The organism is Saccharophagus degradans 2-40, from assembly GCF_000013665.1.
GTDB lineage: Bacteria > Pseudomonadota > Gammaproteobacteria > Pseudomonadales > Cellvibrionaceae > Saccharophagus > Saccharophagus degradans.
This window is the reverse complement of sequence record NC_007912.1, coordinates 3,076,300-3,095,283: the sequence shown is the minus strand read 5'-3', so window position 1 is coordinate 3,095,283 and position 18,984 is coordinate 3,076,300. Positions and strand designations below refer to the sequence as shown.

The window sequence follows — 18,984 nt, the reverse complement described above, 5'->3', positions numbered from 1 at the left end:
AAGCTCTCTCTTACAAGTGAGCTTAAATATTCAATATTTTAGGTTTAGATAATGGAAAACAAACAATATCAACAGGGTGATTCTTCTGGCGGTTTGTCCGGCTGGTTTGTAATGCATCCAAATGCGGCAAAAATTTTACTTATGGTCATTATGCTGGCCGGATTTGTGGGCGTAAACTCTTTGCCGCAAGAAGTGTTTCCGCCATTTGCGCCTAGTCGTGTCGATATTGATATTCCCGTAAGAGGGGGTACCGCAAGTGATGTAGAAGAGCTTGTGGTGAAAAAGGTAGAAGAATCGTTAGAAGGTTTGGCAGGCATTGAGCGCATAGTGGCGAACAGCACCGATAACGGCGCGCGTATTTCTGTAGAGCTAGTTAACGGTGCAGACCAGCAAAGCCTGCTTAGTTTAATTAAATCGCGGGTAGATGGTATTAGTGGTTTACCTATTTCTTCCGAGCCACCTGTATTTAGCTTGCCCGAGCCTGTAGGCCCGGTACAGTTTATTAATATTACCGGCGATGTACCTTTACCTGCATTGCTAGGGCAGGCGGTAAAATTTAAAAGTGAGCTATCCCGCCTGGAGGGCATATCGTACGCGGTAATTGAAAACGAACCAGAGCTCCCGTTATATATAGATATTAACCCCGATAAACTACAGCAATATCAATTAAGTTTAACCGACGTTGCAGATACCGTTGCGCGCTACTCGGTAAACGTTGCTGGCGGTACCATACAAACGCTCGGCAACCGCTATCAGTTACGCGCGAATACGCTGGGTAATATGGCGAGTGATTTTATCGATATTCCCATTGTATCTGCGGCGAGTGGTGTAGTTGTAAGATTAGGGGACATTGCAGAAATTCAGTTAGCGCCTCACGACGATTATGTAGCCGGAAAATTTAACGGCAAACCCAGCTTAATGCTTTCTGTGTATCGCGACCCAAAGGTGCCGTTTAGCACGGCCAGTGAATCGATTAATGCACTGCTTGACGCCAAGCGCGCTGCCCTTAGCCCAGCTATTGAATTGATAGCTTGGCAGGATGAATCGCGAGAGTTTACAACCCGTATTTCGTTATTAGTTAAAAACGGCGTGGGCGGCTTTATTATTATTTGCCTGTTGATGGGTATTTTTGTAAACCCTCAAATAGCCATTTGGACAGCGATAGGTATTCCCATCTCAATTCTAGGCGCGATGGGGTTGATGCATTTTGCAGGCTTAGATTTATCGCTAAACGCGGTTACATTGCTTGGTTTTATTATTGCGTTGGGCATGATTGTGGATGATGCCTTGGTAATTGGGGAGAGCATTCAGTATGAAACCGCCCAAAATGGGCATTCTATGCACTCGGTGGTGACCGGTGTAAACCGCGTTGCTATTCCTGCAACGTTTGGTGTGCTTACAACAATTGCTGCGTTTTTTCCGCTTACTTTAACGGAAGGGGATATGGGCAGCAAATTAGGCGGCGTTGGAATGGTTGTGATTTGCTGCTTAATTGTTTCGCTGGTGGAGTCTAAGTTTGTATTGCCCAGCCACTTGCGCAAACCTTCAAAAATATTGCAAAAACCTGCGTTCAATAAATTGAATGCGCTATCGACCGGCGCCACTAAAAAAATGGATGGGTTTGTTGAGCGTTATTATAAGCCCGCTTTAGATTGGGTTGTTGTACGCCCTGTTCGCACCATTTCTGCTGTAGTCGGGGTGTTGGTTATTTCGCTGGCGATGATACCTCTCGGCTTATTAAAAATGGCCATTATTCCCAATATTGCCGATTTCGCATTACAGGCATCTTTTCAGTTTCATCCTTCTGTTGCGCCGTCTATACGTGAAACTATTGGCGATAAAGCAACCGAGCAGTTACGTGCGGTAAGCGAAGAAGTAAAACAGAAATATAATCTTGATTATCAACCGGTAAAGCATATTAGCCAGCATTATAGCGGCAGCGAGCTTGTGGTGGATGTAGAGCTAGAAGAAGCCTTTAACGCCCCCTACGATGCTTATGATATTCAACAAATGTGGCGAGATAGCTTGCCCTATACGCCGGGTATTTCTTCGTTAAGTATTGATGCAGGGTCTGGCAGTAGTGAAAAAATTGCTATAGAGCTAAGCGGAGAAAACATTGAATCGCTAAGAGCGCTATCTAAAGAATTACGTGAGCATTTAGCCAGCCAAGATGACGTGGTTGATATTCGCGATTCTGAACTGGCCAATATGATTGAATACAGATTCAAACCTACAGATTTAGCTAAAAGCTTAAATATAAGTGACGCAGAAATTATTACGCAGGTTCGTGCCGCTTTCTATGGGCAAGAGGCTCAGCGTATTACTGTAGGTGAGCGCGAAGCAAGAGTTATGGTGCGCTTAGAAGACGAATATCGGCATTCGCTAACTGGCTTAAATGCCATGTTGTTACCTATACAGTCAGCAGACGGCAGCAAACAGTATATTCCTTTGTCGCAATTGGTTGAAATAGAACAAAATGTTGTGCCTTCTGAAATACGACGTATTAATAAGCAGCGCACAATAACGGTATATGCCAATACCAAAATGAATACACGGTCGCCTGAAGATGTAGCAGAAGAGATGGGTGAGAGCGTTTTGCCAGAAATGGTTAAAGCCTACCCTGGTGTGGGGTTTAGCATTGAGGGCGAGGCAAAAGAGGCTAATAAATCTTTATCTAGTATTTTATCGTCTGCTGGGTTAGCCGGTTTTATTTTGTTCGCGCTTATGGCGTTGCCACTCGGGTCATTCCGCTACCCTGCGTTAATTTTATGTTTAATACCTTTTGGTATGATCGGCGCAGTGTGGGGGCATATTGCCTATGGCCTAACCTTTAGTTTAATGTCGATTTTTGGTGTGATTGCATTGGCAGGGGTATTGATTAATAACGGGTTACTCTTGGTGGATCAATATCGAGAAAACATAAGGCTAGGACAAGATATAACCGAAGCAATAAAGCAGGCATGTGTACGCCGATTCCGCCCAATTGTATTAACGTCCATTACCACGCTTGCAGGGCTTATGCCTTTAATGTGGGAAGGCGACCCAGAAGCCTTGTGGTTGGTCCCAATAGCCATTTCGTTGGGGGTCGGTTTGCTAGTGGCTACCGCTATAACACTAATTATATTTCCTGCCATGTTGTTGTTGCTTGATCGCAATAAAGTACATGAGCAGCAGGAAGAGTTTACGAGTGGTATACAGCCGAAAGAAGTATAAGTGATAAATAATTAAAAAGCCCGCTTGCGGGCTTTTTTACGTTGTGATGGGTTGGCTTAGTTTTGTTTTAGGACGCTTTATACAGCCTAAAGCCTTGTTTCGATACGGTGTGTATTAAAGGGAAATCGAAGGGCTTGTCTACTTTTTGGCGCAGGCTGTAAAGGTGGCTTTTAAGTGAATCGCTAGATGGGGCGATATCTTTCCAAATAATACTTTCTATTTTTTCGCGGCTAACCACGTTTGGTGAAGACTCTGCTAAGGTGAGAAGTATTTTATAGCAAACGGGAGTGATGGTAATGTTTACATTGTCTCGTGTTACTTCATGCTTGTTTTTATCGATTCTCAAACCAGCTATATCTATTACGTTAGAGATCTGTGGTTGAGAACGTTTGTAAATGGCGTTTACCCTAACTAACAGTTCTTTTAGTTGAAAAGGTTTAACTACGTAGTCGTCACAGCCGCTCTCGAAGCCCTTTATTTTATCTTCTAATGTTTCTCTCGCAGTTAGAAAAATAATGGGTGTTTGGTCGTTGCCGTCAATTCTTAGGCGCTTGGTTAGGCTTATGCCATCAGTGCCTGGTACCCCTATGTCGAATAGGTAAATGTCGTATTCATTAGTAACCGCCAAGTGCATGGCGGTTAGGCCATCCATAGCATAGTCGATATGATGGCCGTTAAGCTCAAAAAACTCGCCTACGCTCTCTGCAATGTCTCTGTTGTCTTCCAGTATAAGAATGCGCATGAGAATAATCCGTTCGGTTAATTTTAACTGTAATGAGTAATATCAATTTAGTTCATTGTCACAGATAAACTGCCTAATAGGGATTCTATTTTAATTTACTGGCTATTTCTAATAAAAATGTTGATTGGACAAGGTTGTTTAAGTGGTTTTTTGTGGTTTGTGATTTGATTAAAAACAGAAATATCAGTTTCATATTTATTACAACTATTATTGGCTAGATGATAGTTCTAATTGCGTGGGAGTACTGATTGGCATAGTAGTTGTGTGTCGCCCGTTAAATGAATTATTATGGCGCCAATATTATGTGTTTTTATTGGTTTTTAAGGTGCTGGCGATTGATGTTTGGTTGCCGCTAGCTCAAAATTGCACTCTACCAATATATAGGTGGTTTTGCATTTTTAGGGAAATACCCTGCTAGAATAGTAAGCTAAAAAGCAGGGTGTTTTACTATAGCCAAGGAAGCCGCTAATCGTTATTACACGCAGGGGTGTGGATATGAACGTATTAGAAATAATTAAGGAAAAGAAAGAAAAAATAGTTGAGCGGAAAGTAGAGCTTAACGATCTCGTATTTCCGCAATTGCGAGATTATTGGAATGAGTTTTGGTTAAACGCTAAAAATAACCATTGGCTTAAATGGGGGATGGAGTCGGTAGTTAATCAGCCGGCTAACGATACAGAGCTAGACCCCGAAGATGTAATCGCTAATGTGTGTGATAACCCAAGCGCCGAGGCCTTGCGCCAAAGTTTAGTTGCAAAAATTGGCGAGGTTTCATACGTTGGCGAATGGCTGGTTGTAGACCAAAGCAAAATCGATGGTTTTGCAGCAGTTACGGAAGATAATCAGTGGATACATACAGATGTAGAGCGAGCGCAGGCTGAATCAACATTTAAGTCGACGATTGCTCATGGTTTGTTAACGCTATCACTGCTTCCTAAGCTTACTGGCGTGGTTGATAGCGATGCTTCCCCGTACCCTGATTGTCGCATGGTTATCAATTTAGGGTTGAACAAGGTGCGTTTTCCTGCACCGCTTAAAAGTGGTAACCGCGTGCGAGCTATAAAAAAAGTCGTAAGCGTAGATGTGGTTAAGCGCGGTTTAATGGTTGAAGAGGAAGTTATTGTTGAGGTAGAGCATTCAGCTAGGCCCGCCTGTGTGGCTAACCCCATATATCGATTTGTATTCTAGTTACCCTCCGGTAGTTTTTACTAAGCCACTATAGAAAACGGAAGAAACCTTCTGTAGTGGTTTGCTTGTCACTTAAATTAAGGAATAACATGGATCGTAAACCAGCCATACGTGTTTGGAATAGCCTTCGTTTACGTATTTTAGTCGCTTTTACATTGCTTTCATTCATTTGCGCCATTGCGTATGGGGTTGCTTCAGATTTCATATCTAAAGTTGTTAACGACCAATTGTTTAATTGGTATGCGTTAGAGAATGCGCGCGAAATTGTGGAGCAAGACCTGCGGCCAGAGAGTGATCGACTTAGATACTTTGTTGAAGGTAACGATATAGACGCCTATAACTTGATATCTGAAAAATTTGGGATGAATGAACCTTTTACTGGTGAGGGCTTTAAGGGGATGGAAGCCTTAGCCAATACTGATAATTTGGGTAACGGCGAAAGACTTTACGAGTTTACCTTTCTGAATAAGGGGCTTCAGGTTGTTAAGGTGCCTCGAGACGATAAATTCCAGTATGTTATCTACGATATATCTGATTTTACCAACGTACTTAGCGAAGATAGCTTTATAAGTGATAAAAATACTAAATGGTTGATATTACCGCTTACTATTTTTATTACCGCTATGGGGTTGCTTATAGGCGCCATTATGTCGCATCGGGTGATGAAGCCACTTATTCGATTGGCAAAAACCGTTGGCGATACCGACCCAGAGCACATACCGAAAGAGCTTTCTGCTCAGTTCTTCCCAGATGAAGTTGGCACGGTTGCTCGCACAATCGAATCGCTAATGGTACGCATCGAAACATACGTAGAGCATGAGCGCCGCTTCTCTAGGGAGGTTAGCCACGAATTAAGAACGCCGGTAACCAGTATTCATGTATCGCTCGAATTGTTGGAATCCATGTCTCTTTCACCCCAGCAGAGGCGTTTGGTAGATAGAATAGAGCGGGCCAACAATGAAATGTCGCATCTTATTCAAACCTTTCTTTTATTGGGGCGAGATACATTGGATTACGACGATGTAAGATCTATTACTTTGTATACTTTTTGCGATGCATTAGTAGAAAAGCATAGGCATGTATTACAAGGTAAGTCCGTGAATGTAGATATTCAGGTCGATCCATCACTTACTATTACTATTTGCGATTACCTTTTTGAAACAGTTGTATCAAACTTAATTCGCAACGCATTTCAATACACTCAAACTGGCAGCGTGCTTATTCAGGCCGATAGTTCATGTATAAAAATTGTTGATACTGGCTGCGGTATTCCATTTGATCAATTAGATCGAATTAGTCAGCCCTATAATAAATTGCAACCTGAAGGTATTGGTCTGGGCTTGAGTATTGTGCAGCGTATTGTAGAAAAACTGGATTGGGAATTTACTATATCTAGCGACCAATCGAAGGGAACGGTAGTGACAGTAGTGTTCGATGCAAAAATGAAAGCAAGTTGATTAAAATAACGTACTTTATTGAATGGTTGTTTACGCCTATTTTGCAAAAAATTCACTCCTTTAGCCGTATAGTAATGACTCAGTTTTTCTTATATGGAGATGGGTATGCGTATTTTTCCTTTGCTTATATTGGCACTAGGGTTGGTATCTGTTGCGGTTGTAGCAGGTGAAACCGATATGTTGGAGCAGCACAAAAAGGTTTTGCTAGAAGAGTTTCCTGGCGCAAAAATTCTAGAAATAGAGCGTGAAAAGGAAGACGGGCAGTGGGTATGGGAGTACGAATTGGAGTTTGAAGGCGAAGCCTACGAATTGGTGCTAACCGAAGCTGGCGAAGTTTTACGTAAAGAATTAGATTAGTAATAAATAATCCCAATAGCATGGGGACACATATTAATATTTGCTCCACTAGTCATATGGAAGTGAATTTTAGGCTGTAAGGGCGATAAATAAGAGTTAACACAATACTTGCGGGCGCGCCTACGTCAAGTTGGTAATAGAGGTTTTATTGCAGCTAAGTGCAAGTATTTAATGCTCGTAGGTTACCTCTTGCCCCCCGAATTTATCGCCGTTTTTTATTGAATACCGAGTTAAAGTTTAACTCGGTATTTTTTTAGAAGTTCTGTTCGCTAGTAGGGCGAATAATTAAGTCGTGAATGTGAGTGTCTTCGTCGTAATCTAGCATTTGCATTGCAGCTTTGGCGACGCTTTGCGGCGTTAGGTATTCTGGTCGGTCGGTTGCGCGAAAAGCTGTGTCTACGCCACCAGGGTAAAGTGATAGCATCTTAATTTTGTCTTCGCGTAACTCTTTTCTCATCACTTTCGTGTAGCTGTCTAATGCCGCTTTGGATGCAGTATAGGCTGCGATACCAGGATTGGAGAACTGACAGACGGTAGAAAGTATATTTACGATAGCGCCGTTTTTATTCGCCTTCATATTTGGGATGACCGCTTGCATAAAAGCAATAGGGGCGTAGCAGTTAATTTTCATTAACCAATGTAAGTCATCTATTGATACTTCATGGCCTAGCGCGCGTACATTGTTTAGGCCTGCGCAGTTTACCAGTACGTCCACCGCGCCTAATTCTTCTTGCGCTTCTTTGGCAAACAGTTGAATGGCTGCGGTTTCGCTGGCGCAAAAGATGTGATTGTGCGTTTTGGTTTTTTCTGGCAACAGTTCCCAAGTTTGTTCTAGGCGTACTTTATCGCGTCCGCAAAGGCTAAGGTTATAGCCTTGGTCTGCCGCCATTATGGCAATTTCTCGCCCTATGCCCGAGGTGGCGCCGGTTATCATCATGTGTTTAGCCATGGCTGTAAGTACTCCAAATATTTCTTAGGTGAGGTTTTAGTGTGGGCATAAAAAAAGCCCGCGTTAATAGCGGGCTTCTTTTTGACCATTTATAGGAACCTCTGATTAAACGCTTTTTGGCTTTCAGGCATTTTTGTCCTCTAGGCATTTTATTGAGGCATATTGGTTGTCTGTTGAAATAAAATAACGACGAGGACGAGAATGCCTGAAAGCCCCGTAGGGCGTGGCCAAAACGTCCATCTACTTCGTTGTTCTTCTTGCTAAGGACTAAGGCCATTAGCTGCGAAGAACGCCTAGCAGCTGAACGTTTTGGCTCTCGCAAAAAGCACTTGGGATTAATCAGAGTTTCCTGTAATTTATTTACCCATTAAAAATAGCATAAGGGCTTTTTGTGCGTGTAGTCTATTTTCGGCTTCATCCCATACTACCGATATGTTTTCGTCTTCTAATAATTCTGCGCTAACTTCCTCGCCTCTGTGGGCAGGTAAGCAGTGCATGAATATTGCGTCTTTTTTGGCGTGACTCATAAGCTTATGATTCACTTCGTAGCCAGCAAAAGCGGCTAAGCGTTTCTTTTTCTCGTCTTCTTGGCCCATGCTTGCCCACACATCTGTGGCTACCCAATCGGCATTTTTTACAGCTTCTTCAGGAATGCGGGTAACGGTTACGCGGTCACTGTTTTCTGCAATAAGCTGAGGGGCTGGATCGAAGCCTTCGGGGCAGGCAATTTGTAGTTTAAAGTCGCAAAGCTTTGCGGCGTTAATGTATGAATGGCACATGTTGTTACCATCACCAACCCAAGCTACTGTTTTACCCTTGGGGCTGCCTCTGTGTTCAACAAACGTTTGAATGTCGGCTAGCAATTGGCAGGGGTGGTAGTCGTCTGTTAACGCATTCATAACCGGTACGCGCGAATATTCCGCAAATCGTTCTACAATCGAGTGCTCGAAAGTGCGGATCATAACAATGTCTACCATGCGTGATAGTACACGCGCGGAGTCTTCAATAGGTTCACCGCGGCCAAGCTGTGTATCGCGAGAGCTTAAAAATATTGCGCTGCCACCTAGTTGAGCCATACCTGCTTCAAAGCTCACTCGCGTACGCGTGGATGATTTTTCAAATATCATCCCCAGTACTTGGTTTTTGAAGGGCTCATCAGTGGTGCCCGCTTTGTGTTGGGCTTTTAAATCAATAGCGCGCTGAATAACCTCTTCTAATTCTTTTGCAGAAAGGTCTTCTAGTGTTAAAAAGTGTCTTGGTTTAGTCATCGCGTTTTACTCAATTTCTTCTACAAGTTGTACTACAGTATCCACCACCGTTTGGGCTTGCTCTTCAGTCAAAATTAATGGCGGTAGCAGGCGAATAGTATTGCCGGCTGTTACGTTTAACAGCAGGTTTTTCTCTTTCGCGCGTTCAACTAAAGTAGGGCAGTCTTGACTAAGTTGTATACCCATCATCATGCCTTGGCCTTTTACCTCTACCACTTTAGGGTTATTGGCAAAGCGTTCTTTAAACTTGGCGATCATGCTGTTGCCCGTAGCGGCACCGCTTTTCATAATGCCGTCATTCACTAAGGCTTTAAATGTAGCAACAGCAGCGCTGCAGGCTAGTGGATTACCGCCAAAGGTAGACCCGTGGTTACCTGGTTGAAACACCTCTGCTGCTTTGCCTTTGGCCAAACAAGCGCCAATAGGTACACCGTTACCCAAGCCTTTGGCCGTGGTAACTACATCCGGGTGGATATTTGTGTGCTGGTAAGCGAAGTAAGCGCCGGTGCGGCCGTTACCCGTTTGAATTTCATCGAGTATTAAAAGCCAGCCGTTTTCATCACACAAGGCGCGTAAGTTCGTTAAATAATCGTCGGCCGGCACGTTAACACCGCCTTCACCTTGAATAGGTTCTACCATTATGGCGATGGTATTTTCGGTGGCCGCTTGTTTGATTGCTTCGATATCGTTGTAAGGTACATGGCTAAACCCTTCGACCATTGGGAAAAAGCCCGCTTTAACTTTGGGGTTGCCCGTAGCAGATAGGGTGGCCATAGTACGACCATGAAAGCTTTTGTCGCAGGTGATAATGTGAGGTGCAGTAATGCCTTTATCTTGTGCGTACTTTCGCGCAAGTTTAATAGCTGCCTCGTTAGCTTCTGCGCCAGAGTTGCTAAAAAATACTTTATCCATACCGGAAGCTTGCACCAATAGTTTGCCAAGTTCCTGCTGCGGCTCTATCAGAAATAAGTTGGAGCAATGAATAAGCGTTTTGGCTTGCTCGCTAATAGCTTGGGTTACGCTTGGGTAGTTGTAGCCAAGCCCGCATACAGCGATGCCAGATAAAGCGTCTAAATAACGGCGGCCTTCGCTATCCCAAAGATAAGGTCCATCACCCTTGGTTAACGTGGTTTTTCTTTCACCGTATGTATTCATTAGCGCCGACACCGACATTTTTATACTCCCAAAAACAAAACAGGCAGCGAAGGCTGCCTGAACAAGTGATCATTCTATAAACAAATATAGGGTTTGTAAATTTTTGTAGGCGATCATGTTCGATCAAGCCATTACATACCCTAACAATAAAGCATGCAGTGAATAAATAGAATACTCTGTGTGATAATTTATGGTCCGATATTGAATTTCTAGAGAGGGTGCACCCATTAATAGCAAAAAATCACCTATGGAGTGTGCGCTTTGTTTGCGTAAAGTGCCTTTAACCTTTCATCACCTTATTCCAAGAAAGGTGCACGGCCGTAACTTTTTTAAAAAGCATTATGCTCGAGAAGATTTAAATGCGGGTGTACATGTTTGTCGTAAATGCCATTCGGGTATTCATAAGCTATACGATGAAATGACTCTGGCTAAGCAATTTAACTCGCTGGACTTGCTCAAAAATGATGCGGCGATATCTGCGCACGTAAACTGGGTGGCGAAGCAAAAAAGCACCCTGTGAGGTTGGTGCCTTGGCTTGTTGGCGCGCAAAGGCTAGCTGACGTAGTGCATTCGGGTGGCTATCTGCTATACAATAGCGAAATACCCGAGTAAATAACTCAGATTTAAAGTAGTAATTATCACCGTTCTATAAAGAGGTTAGTGTCGTCGTGGATATTATCGAAACCATTAAGAAGCAAATTGAAGAAAACAGTATTATTTTGTACATGAAGGGCTCCCCGAACGCGCCTCAATGCGGCTTTTCCGCTAAAGCTTCGCAAGCCGTAATGGCTTGTGGTCAGCGTTTTGCGTACGTGGATATTCTATCTAACCCCGATATTCGCGCTAACTTGCCTAAGTACGCCAACTGGCCTACATTCCCACAGCTTTGGGTGAATGGGGAGCTGGTAGGGGGCTGCGATATTATTGTGCAAATGCATGAAAGCGGTGAATTGAAGCCAATTATCGACGCTGCAGCACCGAAAGAAGAAGCTAGCGAGTAATTTGTTCTTCTGTGCGGCAAGCCTTCCTTGTCGCACAGCTCCTCCTGTTTGCCCCTTTGTTCTAATATTCCCTCACTTATTTACAATCTAAATAGCTTCCCGCCCTAAGCTACAATCATTTGCTCATTGATAACTCTTATCATTTTCATTACTATTCGCCGCCTAATTACTTTGCCAGCGTAATATGGCTCGATACGCTGGTGTCAGCTTTTTATTTTAAATGGAGTAAATCATGAGAAAGTCTGCGTTAACAGCTGTTATTTCCCTGCTTGTCGCCCCCGTTTTTGCCAATGCCTCCCCAACAGTTGAAGAGCTGCATGAGCTTGTTAAAAAGCAGCAACAGGAAATAGACCTGCTGAAAAAAGAAGTAAGTGAAGCAGACGCAAAAATTGAAGCAACGGCTGACGCTGTTGAAAGTGGTTCTGGTGCTAGCAACAAAAGCGCTTCTTGGGCATCTAAAACCCAAATCGGTGGTTACGGTGAGCACCATTACAACAACTTCCAAAACGGTAATGACAAAATAGATGCACACCGCTTTGTACTATATATCGGCCACACTTTTAGCGATTCAGTGCGTTTTTTCTCTGAGTTTGAATTAGAGCACGGTCTTGTGACAGAGGATGGCCCTGGCGAAGTAGAGCTTGAGCAAGCCTTTATTGAGTGGGATTACGCACAAGGCCACAGTTTAGTTGCTGGTCAGTTTTTGGTTCCAGTAGGTATTTTGAACGAAACTCATGAGCCAGATACTTTCTACGGTGTAGAGCGCAACATTATTGAGAAAAACATCATACCTGTTACTTGGTGGGAAACTGGTGTGATGTTTACTGGTGAGTTGGCTCCTGGACTCGGGTATGACTTAGCTATTCACAGCGGGCTAGAAGTGGTGGCTGATGCCGGTAACGACAATGTAGGGCTTATCAGAAAAGGTCGTCAAAAGTCAGCCAACGCGGTTGCCAACGATTTCGCTTACACCGCACGTATTAAATACACCGCTGTGGCTGGCTTAGAGTTGGCCGCAACCTACCAATTACAAACTAATATTACTCAAGGTGTAGCTGAGGGTGATGCGTCTGCAAGTTTGCTTGAAGCGCATGCAGTCTACAGCGTTGGTGACTTTTCTGTTCGTGGTTTATACGCAGATTGGAATTTAGACGGGGAAGTATTTGACGCGAGCGGGCGCGATTCGCAAAGCGGTTGGTACATCGAGCCTTCATATAAAATCCTTGATAACCTAGGCGTATTCGTTCGTCATTCTGAGTGGGATAACGAAGCTGGCCTTGCTGGCGCGGATGCCGATGCAGCGTTTGATATAGGTGTTAATTTCTGGTTAACCGATACTGTGGTATTTAAAGCAGACTACCAAGACCAAGAATTAGATAATGGCGATGATAACAACAGCCTGAACTTGGGTGTTGGCTGGTCTTTCTAAGCTTACAGCTAACGTGAATTAGGGGCCTGCGGGCCCCTTTTGCCATTTAATGCTATCGAGAGCCAAATGTTTAAAAAAATTGTTTACCCTATAGTTGTATCTTTCTTAATCGCATGTGCAGCAGTGCATGGTAGCGAAGAACAAACATTGAAAGATGTAGAAACGTTTCTTGCAGAGGCGTTTGTTGATGCCGCACCAGCCAGAAAGGTGCTTTGGGTAAATGATGCGCTGCGAGAAGAGGTGCGCCAGTATATTGGTTACGATCTTGATCAGTTGCGTGTTCGCTATTGGGCTGCTGGTAGTCGCACGGCTTGGATACTAGAAGAGATTGGTAAAGAGCGCCCAATTACCATGGGGGTAGTGGTAAATGGCGACGAAATTAGTAATGTTTCCATTCTTGTTTACCGCGAGAGCCGCGGCGCCGAGGTGCAGTACGACTTTTTTACTAAGCAGTTTTTGAAAGCTAACCTAGTTAAAAATACCAAACGTTATGAGCTAAGTGAGTCTATAGATGGAATCACTGGTGCTACTCTTTCGGTGCGTGCAGTTAAAAAAGTCGCTACACTGGCGCTTTTTCTACATCAGCAAACACCGTACGCACTAAATGGCTAAAGCAGAAACAAGAAAACTCTTCACTACATGGCATAAAAAGCTGGGAATCTTCAGCGCCGCCTTTCTTATTTTCCTCTCTATAACGGGCGTATTGCTTAATCATGCGCACGACTTAAAGCTAGATTCAAACGACGTAAACGCCCCTTTTTTGTTAGAAATCTATGGGGTGGAGTTGCCAGAGGTTACGGCCGTCGAACTTGCTCATAACTGGTTATCTCATCAAGAGGGGGTTTTATACTTTGGCTATGATGAGTTTGCCGAATGCAAAGGCGAGTTTTTAGGCGCTGTCTCGCTACCGGAATACTGGATAGCCGTGTGTGGTTTGGAAATACAGCTGTATACCTATGCGAATCAGCTAGTGGAGCGAGCAGGCCCGATGTACGGTTTGCCTCAACCCATTGTGCAAGTTGGTAAATGCTATAACAGCCTGTGTGTTTCCGACGGCGTCCAAAGCTATCAATTAAATGCCGATGAAATGACGTGGGCGCAAGTGCAGTACCCCGTTGGAAGAGTATTGCAGTGGGTTGAGCTAACCGAACCGCCACTGCATGTGCTGGCGCAAGTACAAAGCAATCGCCATGGTGGAGAGATTACCTGGGAGCGAGTGGTAATGGATTTGCACGCTGGAAGGTTCTTGGGGGCGATAGGGCCGTTGTTTATGGATGCGGTGGCGCTACTATTTATTGTGTTAGCGGTTACGGGCATTATATTGTGGATGCAAAAAAACAAGCGTTCTGGGCAACGAAGAGAAAAGGGCAGGCGTAAGTTAAAAGAATAGGGCCCGTTTAATGCGTTCATTAAACAGCGCTATTTAAGTCTTTTGGCTCTTTTCTCTATCAACCACCGCAAGGGCAGGCTAACATAGTGTCGATATGGTTGCCGGCATAGAATAATCGCGTGAACTTACATCGTCTCAAGCGCAAAAAATAACCGTTAGCCACAAACACTTGCAATAGGTGCTTACTAAATACGCAATTACATGACTATTAATTTACCTGGTTACAAAATTCTTCGCACGCTGGGCAAGGGTGGTATGGCCACCGTGTATTTGGCCGAGCAGGAAATCTTCGAGCGCGAAGTTGCGCTTAAAGTCATGTCAAAATCCCTCGCCGAAGACCCAAGTTTTGGTCAGCGATTTATGCGCGAGGCTAAAATTGTTAGTCAGCTGGTACACCCAAATATAGTGACAGTACACGATGTAGGTGTGCATGAGGGGTATTACTACCTGTCTATGCAGGTGATAGATGGCTTAGATCTTAAGCAGTCTCGACGCTCCCTTTCTTTGCGACAAAAAGTAACGGCTATTCGCGATATTGCTAAAGCGCTGGATTACGCTGGCAGTAAGGGCTATGTACACCGTGACATTAAGCCAGAAAACATTCTTTTCCATACGTCCGATGGCAGGGCAGTGCTTACCGATTTTGGCATTGCGCGCGCAGCTGAATCAGACCTAACGATGACGCAAACCGGCACCGCCATCGGTACGCCCCACTATATGAGCCCAGAGCAGGCTAAAGGCCTAGCGGTAGATCACCGAGCAGACCTGTACAGCTTAGGCGTGGTGTTTTATTTGCTGCTCGCAAATAGGTTGCCGTTCGATGCTGAATCGGCTGTGGCAATAGGTATAAAACATATTACTCAAGCAATTCCGTTGTTACCTGCCGAATATAATCAGCTGCAGCCGTTAATTGATAAGTTAATGGCCAAAAAGGTAGAAGATCGCTTTCAAAGCGCCAAAGAGCTGATAGATGCCTTAGATGATTTAGATTTACCTGTGCTTGAGCATGCTGAGCGTATGGCGGCGGATGCAATCGCTTTGCGTGCAGAGCCGGGTGACCCAGATGCCCCCACGAGACTCGCCTCAGCGATAACTATAGAGGACACGATAGGGGATACGATCACTGCACCTACCATTCAACGCGAGGTGGGAGATTTAAAATCTGCAGCCAAAAGGCAGCGCAATACAGCGGCCAGTACTACCACTGAAGAAGATTATGAAGTCGTTTACGAAGACGATGACGACGCGCATAAAGGCAGTTGGTTTCCTTGGGTTGCTGGCGCGCTCGTGCTGTGTGCCGTGGCTGGCGGCGTGTTTTATCAGCAAAAGCCAGAAACCGCTAGCGTGTGGATAGATGAAGGTATTGCCTATATCGATCAAGTAGCAGCCGCCGCAGAGGGGCTGCTGTTCGAAAGCGACTCCGAAGCCCCCGCAGTATCTAGACCGGAACCTGTTTCATCTCTGCCAAGCGGCGCAACCGATTTACCTGCGAACAGTGAGCCAGTTGCAGCACCGGCCTCGGCAGACTCTGCTCAGCAGCAAGAGACACCTGCGGTGGTATCTGGCGAGCAGGGTGATAATGCATCTGAACTAGACCATGCAGAAAGCCCTGTTGAAGTTTCGCCCGCAGAGGCCCCCGAAATTGTTGCAGCTAAACAAAATTTAGACACGCTCAAAACGCACTTTCAAACCGAGCCAGCCGTACTGGCGCAATTGGTGGAAGCCTACGGCGTACTGCTCGTGTTGCAGCCAGAGAATCAACTGCTACAAACAGAGTTCGAAACTTTACAGCAGCAAGAGGCAGATAAAATTATTGCGCTAGTGGCCGAAGATAAACTCGAAGCTGCACAAAAGGGGTTAGATCAATACAAAGCAATTTTTACTGATGTAAGCCAGCAGGAAATTTTAGATATTGAAGCGAGTGTTGAGCGGCAAATAAATATTAATGGGCTGTTGGCTAAAGCGGATAGTTATTATCAAGCGAATGCATTGACGCGACCAGCAGGTGAAAACGCGCTGGATGTGTACCAGCAGGTTATCGCGTTAGACCCTCAAAATAGTATTGCTGCTGCCAGATTAGATGATGTTGCCAATAAACTAATAGGGTATGCGCGCAAACACGTCGCGAGTGAGCAGTGGTCGCAAGCTGCAACCTATGTAGATAAAGCGCTTGCAATAACGCCAGATTCCAACAGTGCTGCGCAGCTTAAAAAACAGATTGTTGAAGGTAGAGCAAACACGGCGAAACTTGAAAAAGCGTTGGCAGAAGGTAAGCAGGCGCTCGCCAATGGTGACTATTTTTCGCCAGCAAATCGCAATGCTTATACGTTTTTTCAGCGGGCGTTAAATGTAGATGCGAACAACGCTACCGCAAAGGATGGCCTTGCCCAAGCGCAAAAATTATTTACGCTGCGCGTGTTTGATTTGGTGGAAGCAGAGCAGTTCGATACGGCGAGATCCTTGGTGGATAAAGCTCAGCAAGATTCCCCAGGGCTTGCCGTATTAGAACAATTAGCGCTGAGTGTGAATGAGCGCATTGCTGAGCTTGAATACGCAAAAACCCCCCGTATTACACGGTTAGTGGTGTCAGGGCAGCCCGTTGGCGGGCCGCCTAGTGAGCAAGCTAATACTATTGTTGCGGACAGGTCTATTCATATAGCGTTTCAATTTGAAAATTTTCAAAGCGACACTGCCGTTATTCAGGCGGAGCTGACCGACGGTACTGAAACGCTACAGATCGCGCAGGTACCAGTAATAGTTACGGGTAGTGAAGGGTTATCTGAGTTTAGTATCAATCGAGCGGTGGAGGGCTTTCCGAATGGCAGCTACACTGTGTTCATGCGTTTAGACGGCAAGGTACTAAGTAAAACACTTTTCCGTGTTCAAAATTAACCCGTTTGACCTGTTGTGTGTTTTTAACGCCTACAAGAGAAATAGTATGTTATCCCATAAATTATCCATTATAGCGGCAACTTCGGTGCTAGTAGCTGCATGTCAGTCACCTGCCAATGTGAAAGAGCTAGAGGTGAAAAACAGCAACCTGCAAAACCAGCTCACTAAGGCTCAGCAAGAAATAGTGGGGCTGCAAACAGATAAAAAGCAACTAATGGGCGAAATATCTGAGTTGAAGCGGGTAATGGGAGTACTGGATACCGAAAAGAGCTCGCGCGTAGAAGAGTCTTTGTCTCTACGCACAGAGGTGCGTCAATTTGTGCAGGCGCAGGTCGATTCCCTTAAGGCATTCATGGTCGCTAGCGATTTGTTAGACTATGTTGGCGGTGAGTTGGTGCAGCGTTCCAGCGCACATGAGGGGCCGGGGGTATTGGTAGACTTAGGCAACCGCGTGCCACGTGCTGGTAATTTAAGTGGGGTAGCTGGCTTTTTTACAGGCCCAACTTCGCTAAAAGTGTATGTGCTTAGGCCGGTAGATGATAGGTATGTGGTTATATGGGGTAGTAATACTTTAACGGTGGCCGGTGCTGGCGAGCAGCGCGTAGAGTTTGGCGTTAGTGTGGGAATTCAGCAAGGCGATGTTATTGCGTACGATTTTAACGGCAATGTGAATGTAACCTTCGATAAGGGTACGGGGGCTACGGCGTTGTCTAGTAAATCACTACAGCTGGGGACTGCTATCTCGCCATCTTCCTTAAAAAATGCCAAAGAGAAGCGCGCCTATTCTTTAGGTGTGTTTGCAATTTTAAAGTAGTGGGGTAACGTAAAGATTTTCAGCGAAGGCTGGGTGTTAGCCTTCGCTGAATAGATGATGATTCTAGGCCAGAAGGTGTTAGGCCTTGATCATTTTGGCTTGCATGTAGTTCTCAATTCCAATTTTCTCGATTAAGCCCAATTGGGTTTCCAGCCAATCTACGTGCTCTTCTTCTGAGTCTAAAATGCTTTGAAGCAGGTCGCGGCTAATGTAATCGCGCACAGATTCGGCATACTCAATACCATCTCTCAGGTCTGGTATTGCCTTCATCTCTAGCTTTAGGTCGCATTCGAGCATTTCTTTGGTGTTTTCGCCAATAAGCAATTTGCCAAGGCTTTGTAGGTTTGGAAGACCTTCAAGGAATAATATGCGCTCGATAAGCTGGTCCGCATGCTTCATTTCATCGATAGATTCTTCGTACTCGTGATCCGCAAGTTCCTTTAGGCCCCAATCTTTGTACATGCGTGAATGTAAAAAGTATTGGTTAATAGCAACTAGCTCGTTGCCGAGAGCTTTATTTAAAAATTCAATTACTTTGGGGTCACCTTTCATGGCGGGCTCCTTGTTTGGTGCTGGTACGTGCCCGAAGTGTGCGCCTGTAGGAGGGGTGTGTCAAGCTAACTGCTTGATTTTGCAGGGGAAAATAAGCGCTAAAAATGATGAGAAGTATTTTGATTTGCCTTACACGAGCAGGTATGGCGCCAAAGAGTGTTTAAGCTACCTGATAGAAGCTTCCTGCGCCAAGATCGGCGGTGTTCTCTAAGGTTTCGCGAACGATTTCTCTGCAAAAAGAAGAGCATTTGCCGCATTGAGATGCCACGCCTAGTTGATCGCGTACAGCGCGCATGCTTTCTGCGCCATTGTTAACCGCAGTGCGGATTTGCGAATCGGTTATGCCCTTGCAAAGACAAACATACATGGTGGAAATCTCAATTAATCAAACTTGTGGTAAATTTAATGCAAACAAGAACGATTGTCAATAACGTTTAGATATGGATGTTCGTAATTTAATTATTCTTTAACAATAAGCAGGTAGGTTTGGGCGGACACTTGTAATTTGTATTGGCTGCCCCCAGTTTGTGGAACTTGTACAAGGTTTGTTGGCACTGGCTAGTGCTTAATCAACTTA

Annotated in this window: 17 protein-coding genes; 11 read left to right on the top strand and 6 right to left on the bottom strand. The window is 44.7% G+C overall.

Going from position 1 to position 18,984, the window contains the following annotated elements:
* The first annotated feature begins 51 nt into the window (after window positions 1-51).
* Complete coding sequence (locus SDE_RS12805) at window positions 52-3,213, top strand: efflux RND transporter permease subunit (protein WP_011468924.1); 3,162 nt, start codon at window positions 52-54, stop codon at window positions 3,211-3,213.
* 67 nt (window positions 3,214-3,280) lie between these two features.
* Here the strand turns inward: SDE_RS12805 and SDE_RS12800 are convergent, their stop codons facing one another.
* Window positions 3,281-3,955 carry a response regulator transcription factor gene (locus tag SDE_RS12800; protein WP_011468923.1) on the bottom strand — a complete coding sequence of 225 codons (675 nt, stop codon included), beginning with the start codon at window positions 3,953-3,955 and terminating at the stop codon, window positions 3,281-3,283.
* A 495-nt stretch (window positions 3,956-4,450) separates the two neighbouring features.
* On the opposite strand from SDE_RS12800, the gene SDE_RS12795 reads away from it, so the two are divergent.
* The 3 genes from SDE_RS12795 to SDE_RS12785 all read left to right on the top strand — a co-directional run bounded on the left by SDE_RS12795 (window position 4,451) and on the right by SDE_RS12785 (window position 6,957).
* A complete protein-coding gene (locus tag SDE_RS12795; RefSeq protein ID WP_011468922.1) occupies window positions 4,451-5,143 on the top strand; it encodes a MaoC/PaaZ C-terminal domain-containing protein in 693 nt (230 codons plus the stop codon).
* 89 nt (window positions 5,144-5,232) lie between these two features.
* On the top strand, window positions 5,233-6,600 hold the full coding sequence (locus tag SDE_RS12790; protein ID WP_011468921.1) for a sensor histidine kinase: 1,368 nt from the start codon (window positions 5,233-5,235) through the stop codon (window positions 6,598-6,600).
* A gap of 105 nt (window positions 6,601-6,705) precedes the next feature.
* Window positions 6,706-6,957 (top strand): PepSY domain-containing protein, encoded by a 252-nt coding sequence (locus tag SDE_RS12785; protein ID WP_011468920.1) that lies wholly within the window; start codon window positions 6,706-6,708, stop codon window positions 6,955-6,957.
* A 253-nt stretch (window positions 6,958-7,210) separates the two neighbouring features.
* Here the strand turns inward: SDE_RS12785 and SDE_RS12780 are convergent, their stop codons facing one another.
* The 3 genes from SDE_RS12780 to SDE_RS12770 all read right to left on the bottom strand — a co-directional run bounded on the left by SDE_RS12780 (window position 7,211) and on the right by SDE_RS12770 (window position 10,347).
* Entirely contained in the window at window positions 7,211-7,906 is a 696-nt protein-coding gene (locus SDE_RS12780; RefSeq protein ID WP_011468919.1) for an SDR family NAD(P)-dependent oxidoreductase, read from the bottom strand.
* Window positions 7,907-8,262: 356 nt separating this feature from the next.
* The gene (gene argF, locus SDE_RS12775; RefSeq protein ID WP_011468918.1) at window positions 8,263-9,174 is read right to left on the bottom strand and encodes an ornithine carbamoyltransferase; all 912 of its coding nucleotides are present in this window, start codon (window positions 9,172-9,174) and stop codon (window positions 8,263-8,265) included.
* 6 nt (window positions 9,175-9,180) lie between these two features.
* Window positions 9,181-10,347 (bottom strand): aspartate aminotransferase family protein, encoded by a 1,167-nt coding sequence (locus SDE_RS12770; protein ID WP_011468917.1) that lies wholly within the window; start codon window positions 10,345-10,347, stop codon window positions 9,181-9,183.
* 256 nt (window positions 10,348-10,603) lie between these two features.
* Here SDE_RS12770 and SDE_RS12765 point away from each other — a divergent pair, with 256 nt between their 5' ends.
* The 7 genes from SDE_RS12765 (at window position 10,604) to SDE_RS12735 (ending at window position 17,855) form a co-directional block, all read left to right on the top strand.
* The gene (locus tag SDE_RS12765; protein WP_226986507.1) at window positions 10,604-10,849 is read left to right on the top strand and encodes a hypothetical protein; all 246 of its coding nucleotides are present in this window, start codon (window positions 10,604-10,606) and stop codon (window positions 10,847-10,849) included.
* Window positions 10,850-10,997: 148 nt separating this feature from the next.
* Entirely contained in the window at window positions 10,998-11,330 is a 333-nt protein-coding gene (gene grxD, locus SDE_RS12760; protein WP_011468915.1) for a Grx4 family monothiol glutaredoxin, read from the top strand.
* 232 nt (window positions 11,331-11,562) lie between these two features.
* On the top strand, window positions 11,563-12,759 hold the full coding sequence (locus tag SDE_RS12755; protein WP_011468914.1) for a hypothetical protein: 1,197 nt from the start codon (window positions 11,563-11,565) through the stop codon (window positions 12,757-12,759).
* 66 nt (window positions 12,760-12,825) lie between these two features.
* Window positions 12,826-13,371 (top strand): FMN-binding protein, encoded by a 546-nt coding sequence (locus SDE_RS12750; protein ID WP_011468913.1) that lies wholly within the window; start codon window positions 12,826-12,828, stop codon window positions 13,369-13,371.
* On the top strand, window positions 13,364-14,149 hold the full coding sequence (locus SDE_RS12745; RefSeq protein WP_011468912.1) for a PepSY-associated TM helix domain-containing protein: 786 nt from the start codon (window positions 13,364-13,366) through the stop codon (window positions 14,147-14,149). Before SDE_RS12750 ends, SDE_RS12745 begins: the two co-directional genes overlap by 8 nt.
* Before the next feature lie 201 nt (window positions 14,150-14,350).
* Entirely contained in the window at window positions 14,351-17,041 is a 2,691-nt protein-coding gene (locus SDE_RS12740) for a serine/threonine-protein kinase (RefSeq protein WP_011468911.1), read from the top strand.
* A gap of 46 nt (window positions 17,042-17,087) precedes the next feature.
* The gene (locus tag SDE_RS12735; protein ID WP_011468910.1) at window positions 17,088-17,855 is read left to right on the top strand and encodes a hypothetical protein; all 768 of its coding nucleotides are present in this window, start codon (window positions 17,088-17,090) and stop codon (window positions 17,853-17,855) included.
* Window positions 17,856-17,933: 78 nt separating this feature from the next.
* Here the strand turns inward: SDE_RS12735 and bfr are convergent, their stop codons facing one another.
* Window positions 17,934-18,407, bottom strand: coding sequence for a bacterioferritin (gene bfr / locus SDE_RS12730; protein WP_011468909.1), 474 nt, complete (start codon window positions 18,405-18,407; stop codon window positions 17,934-17,936).
* A 160-nt stretch (window positions 18,408-18,567) separates the two neighbouring features.
* Entirely contained in the window at window positions 18,568-18,774 is a 207-nt protein-coding gene (locus SDE_RS12725; RefSeq protein WP_011468908.1) for a bacterioferritin-associated ferredoxin, read from the bottom strand.
* Window positions 18,775-18,984 lie beyond the last annotated feature (210 nt).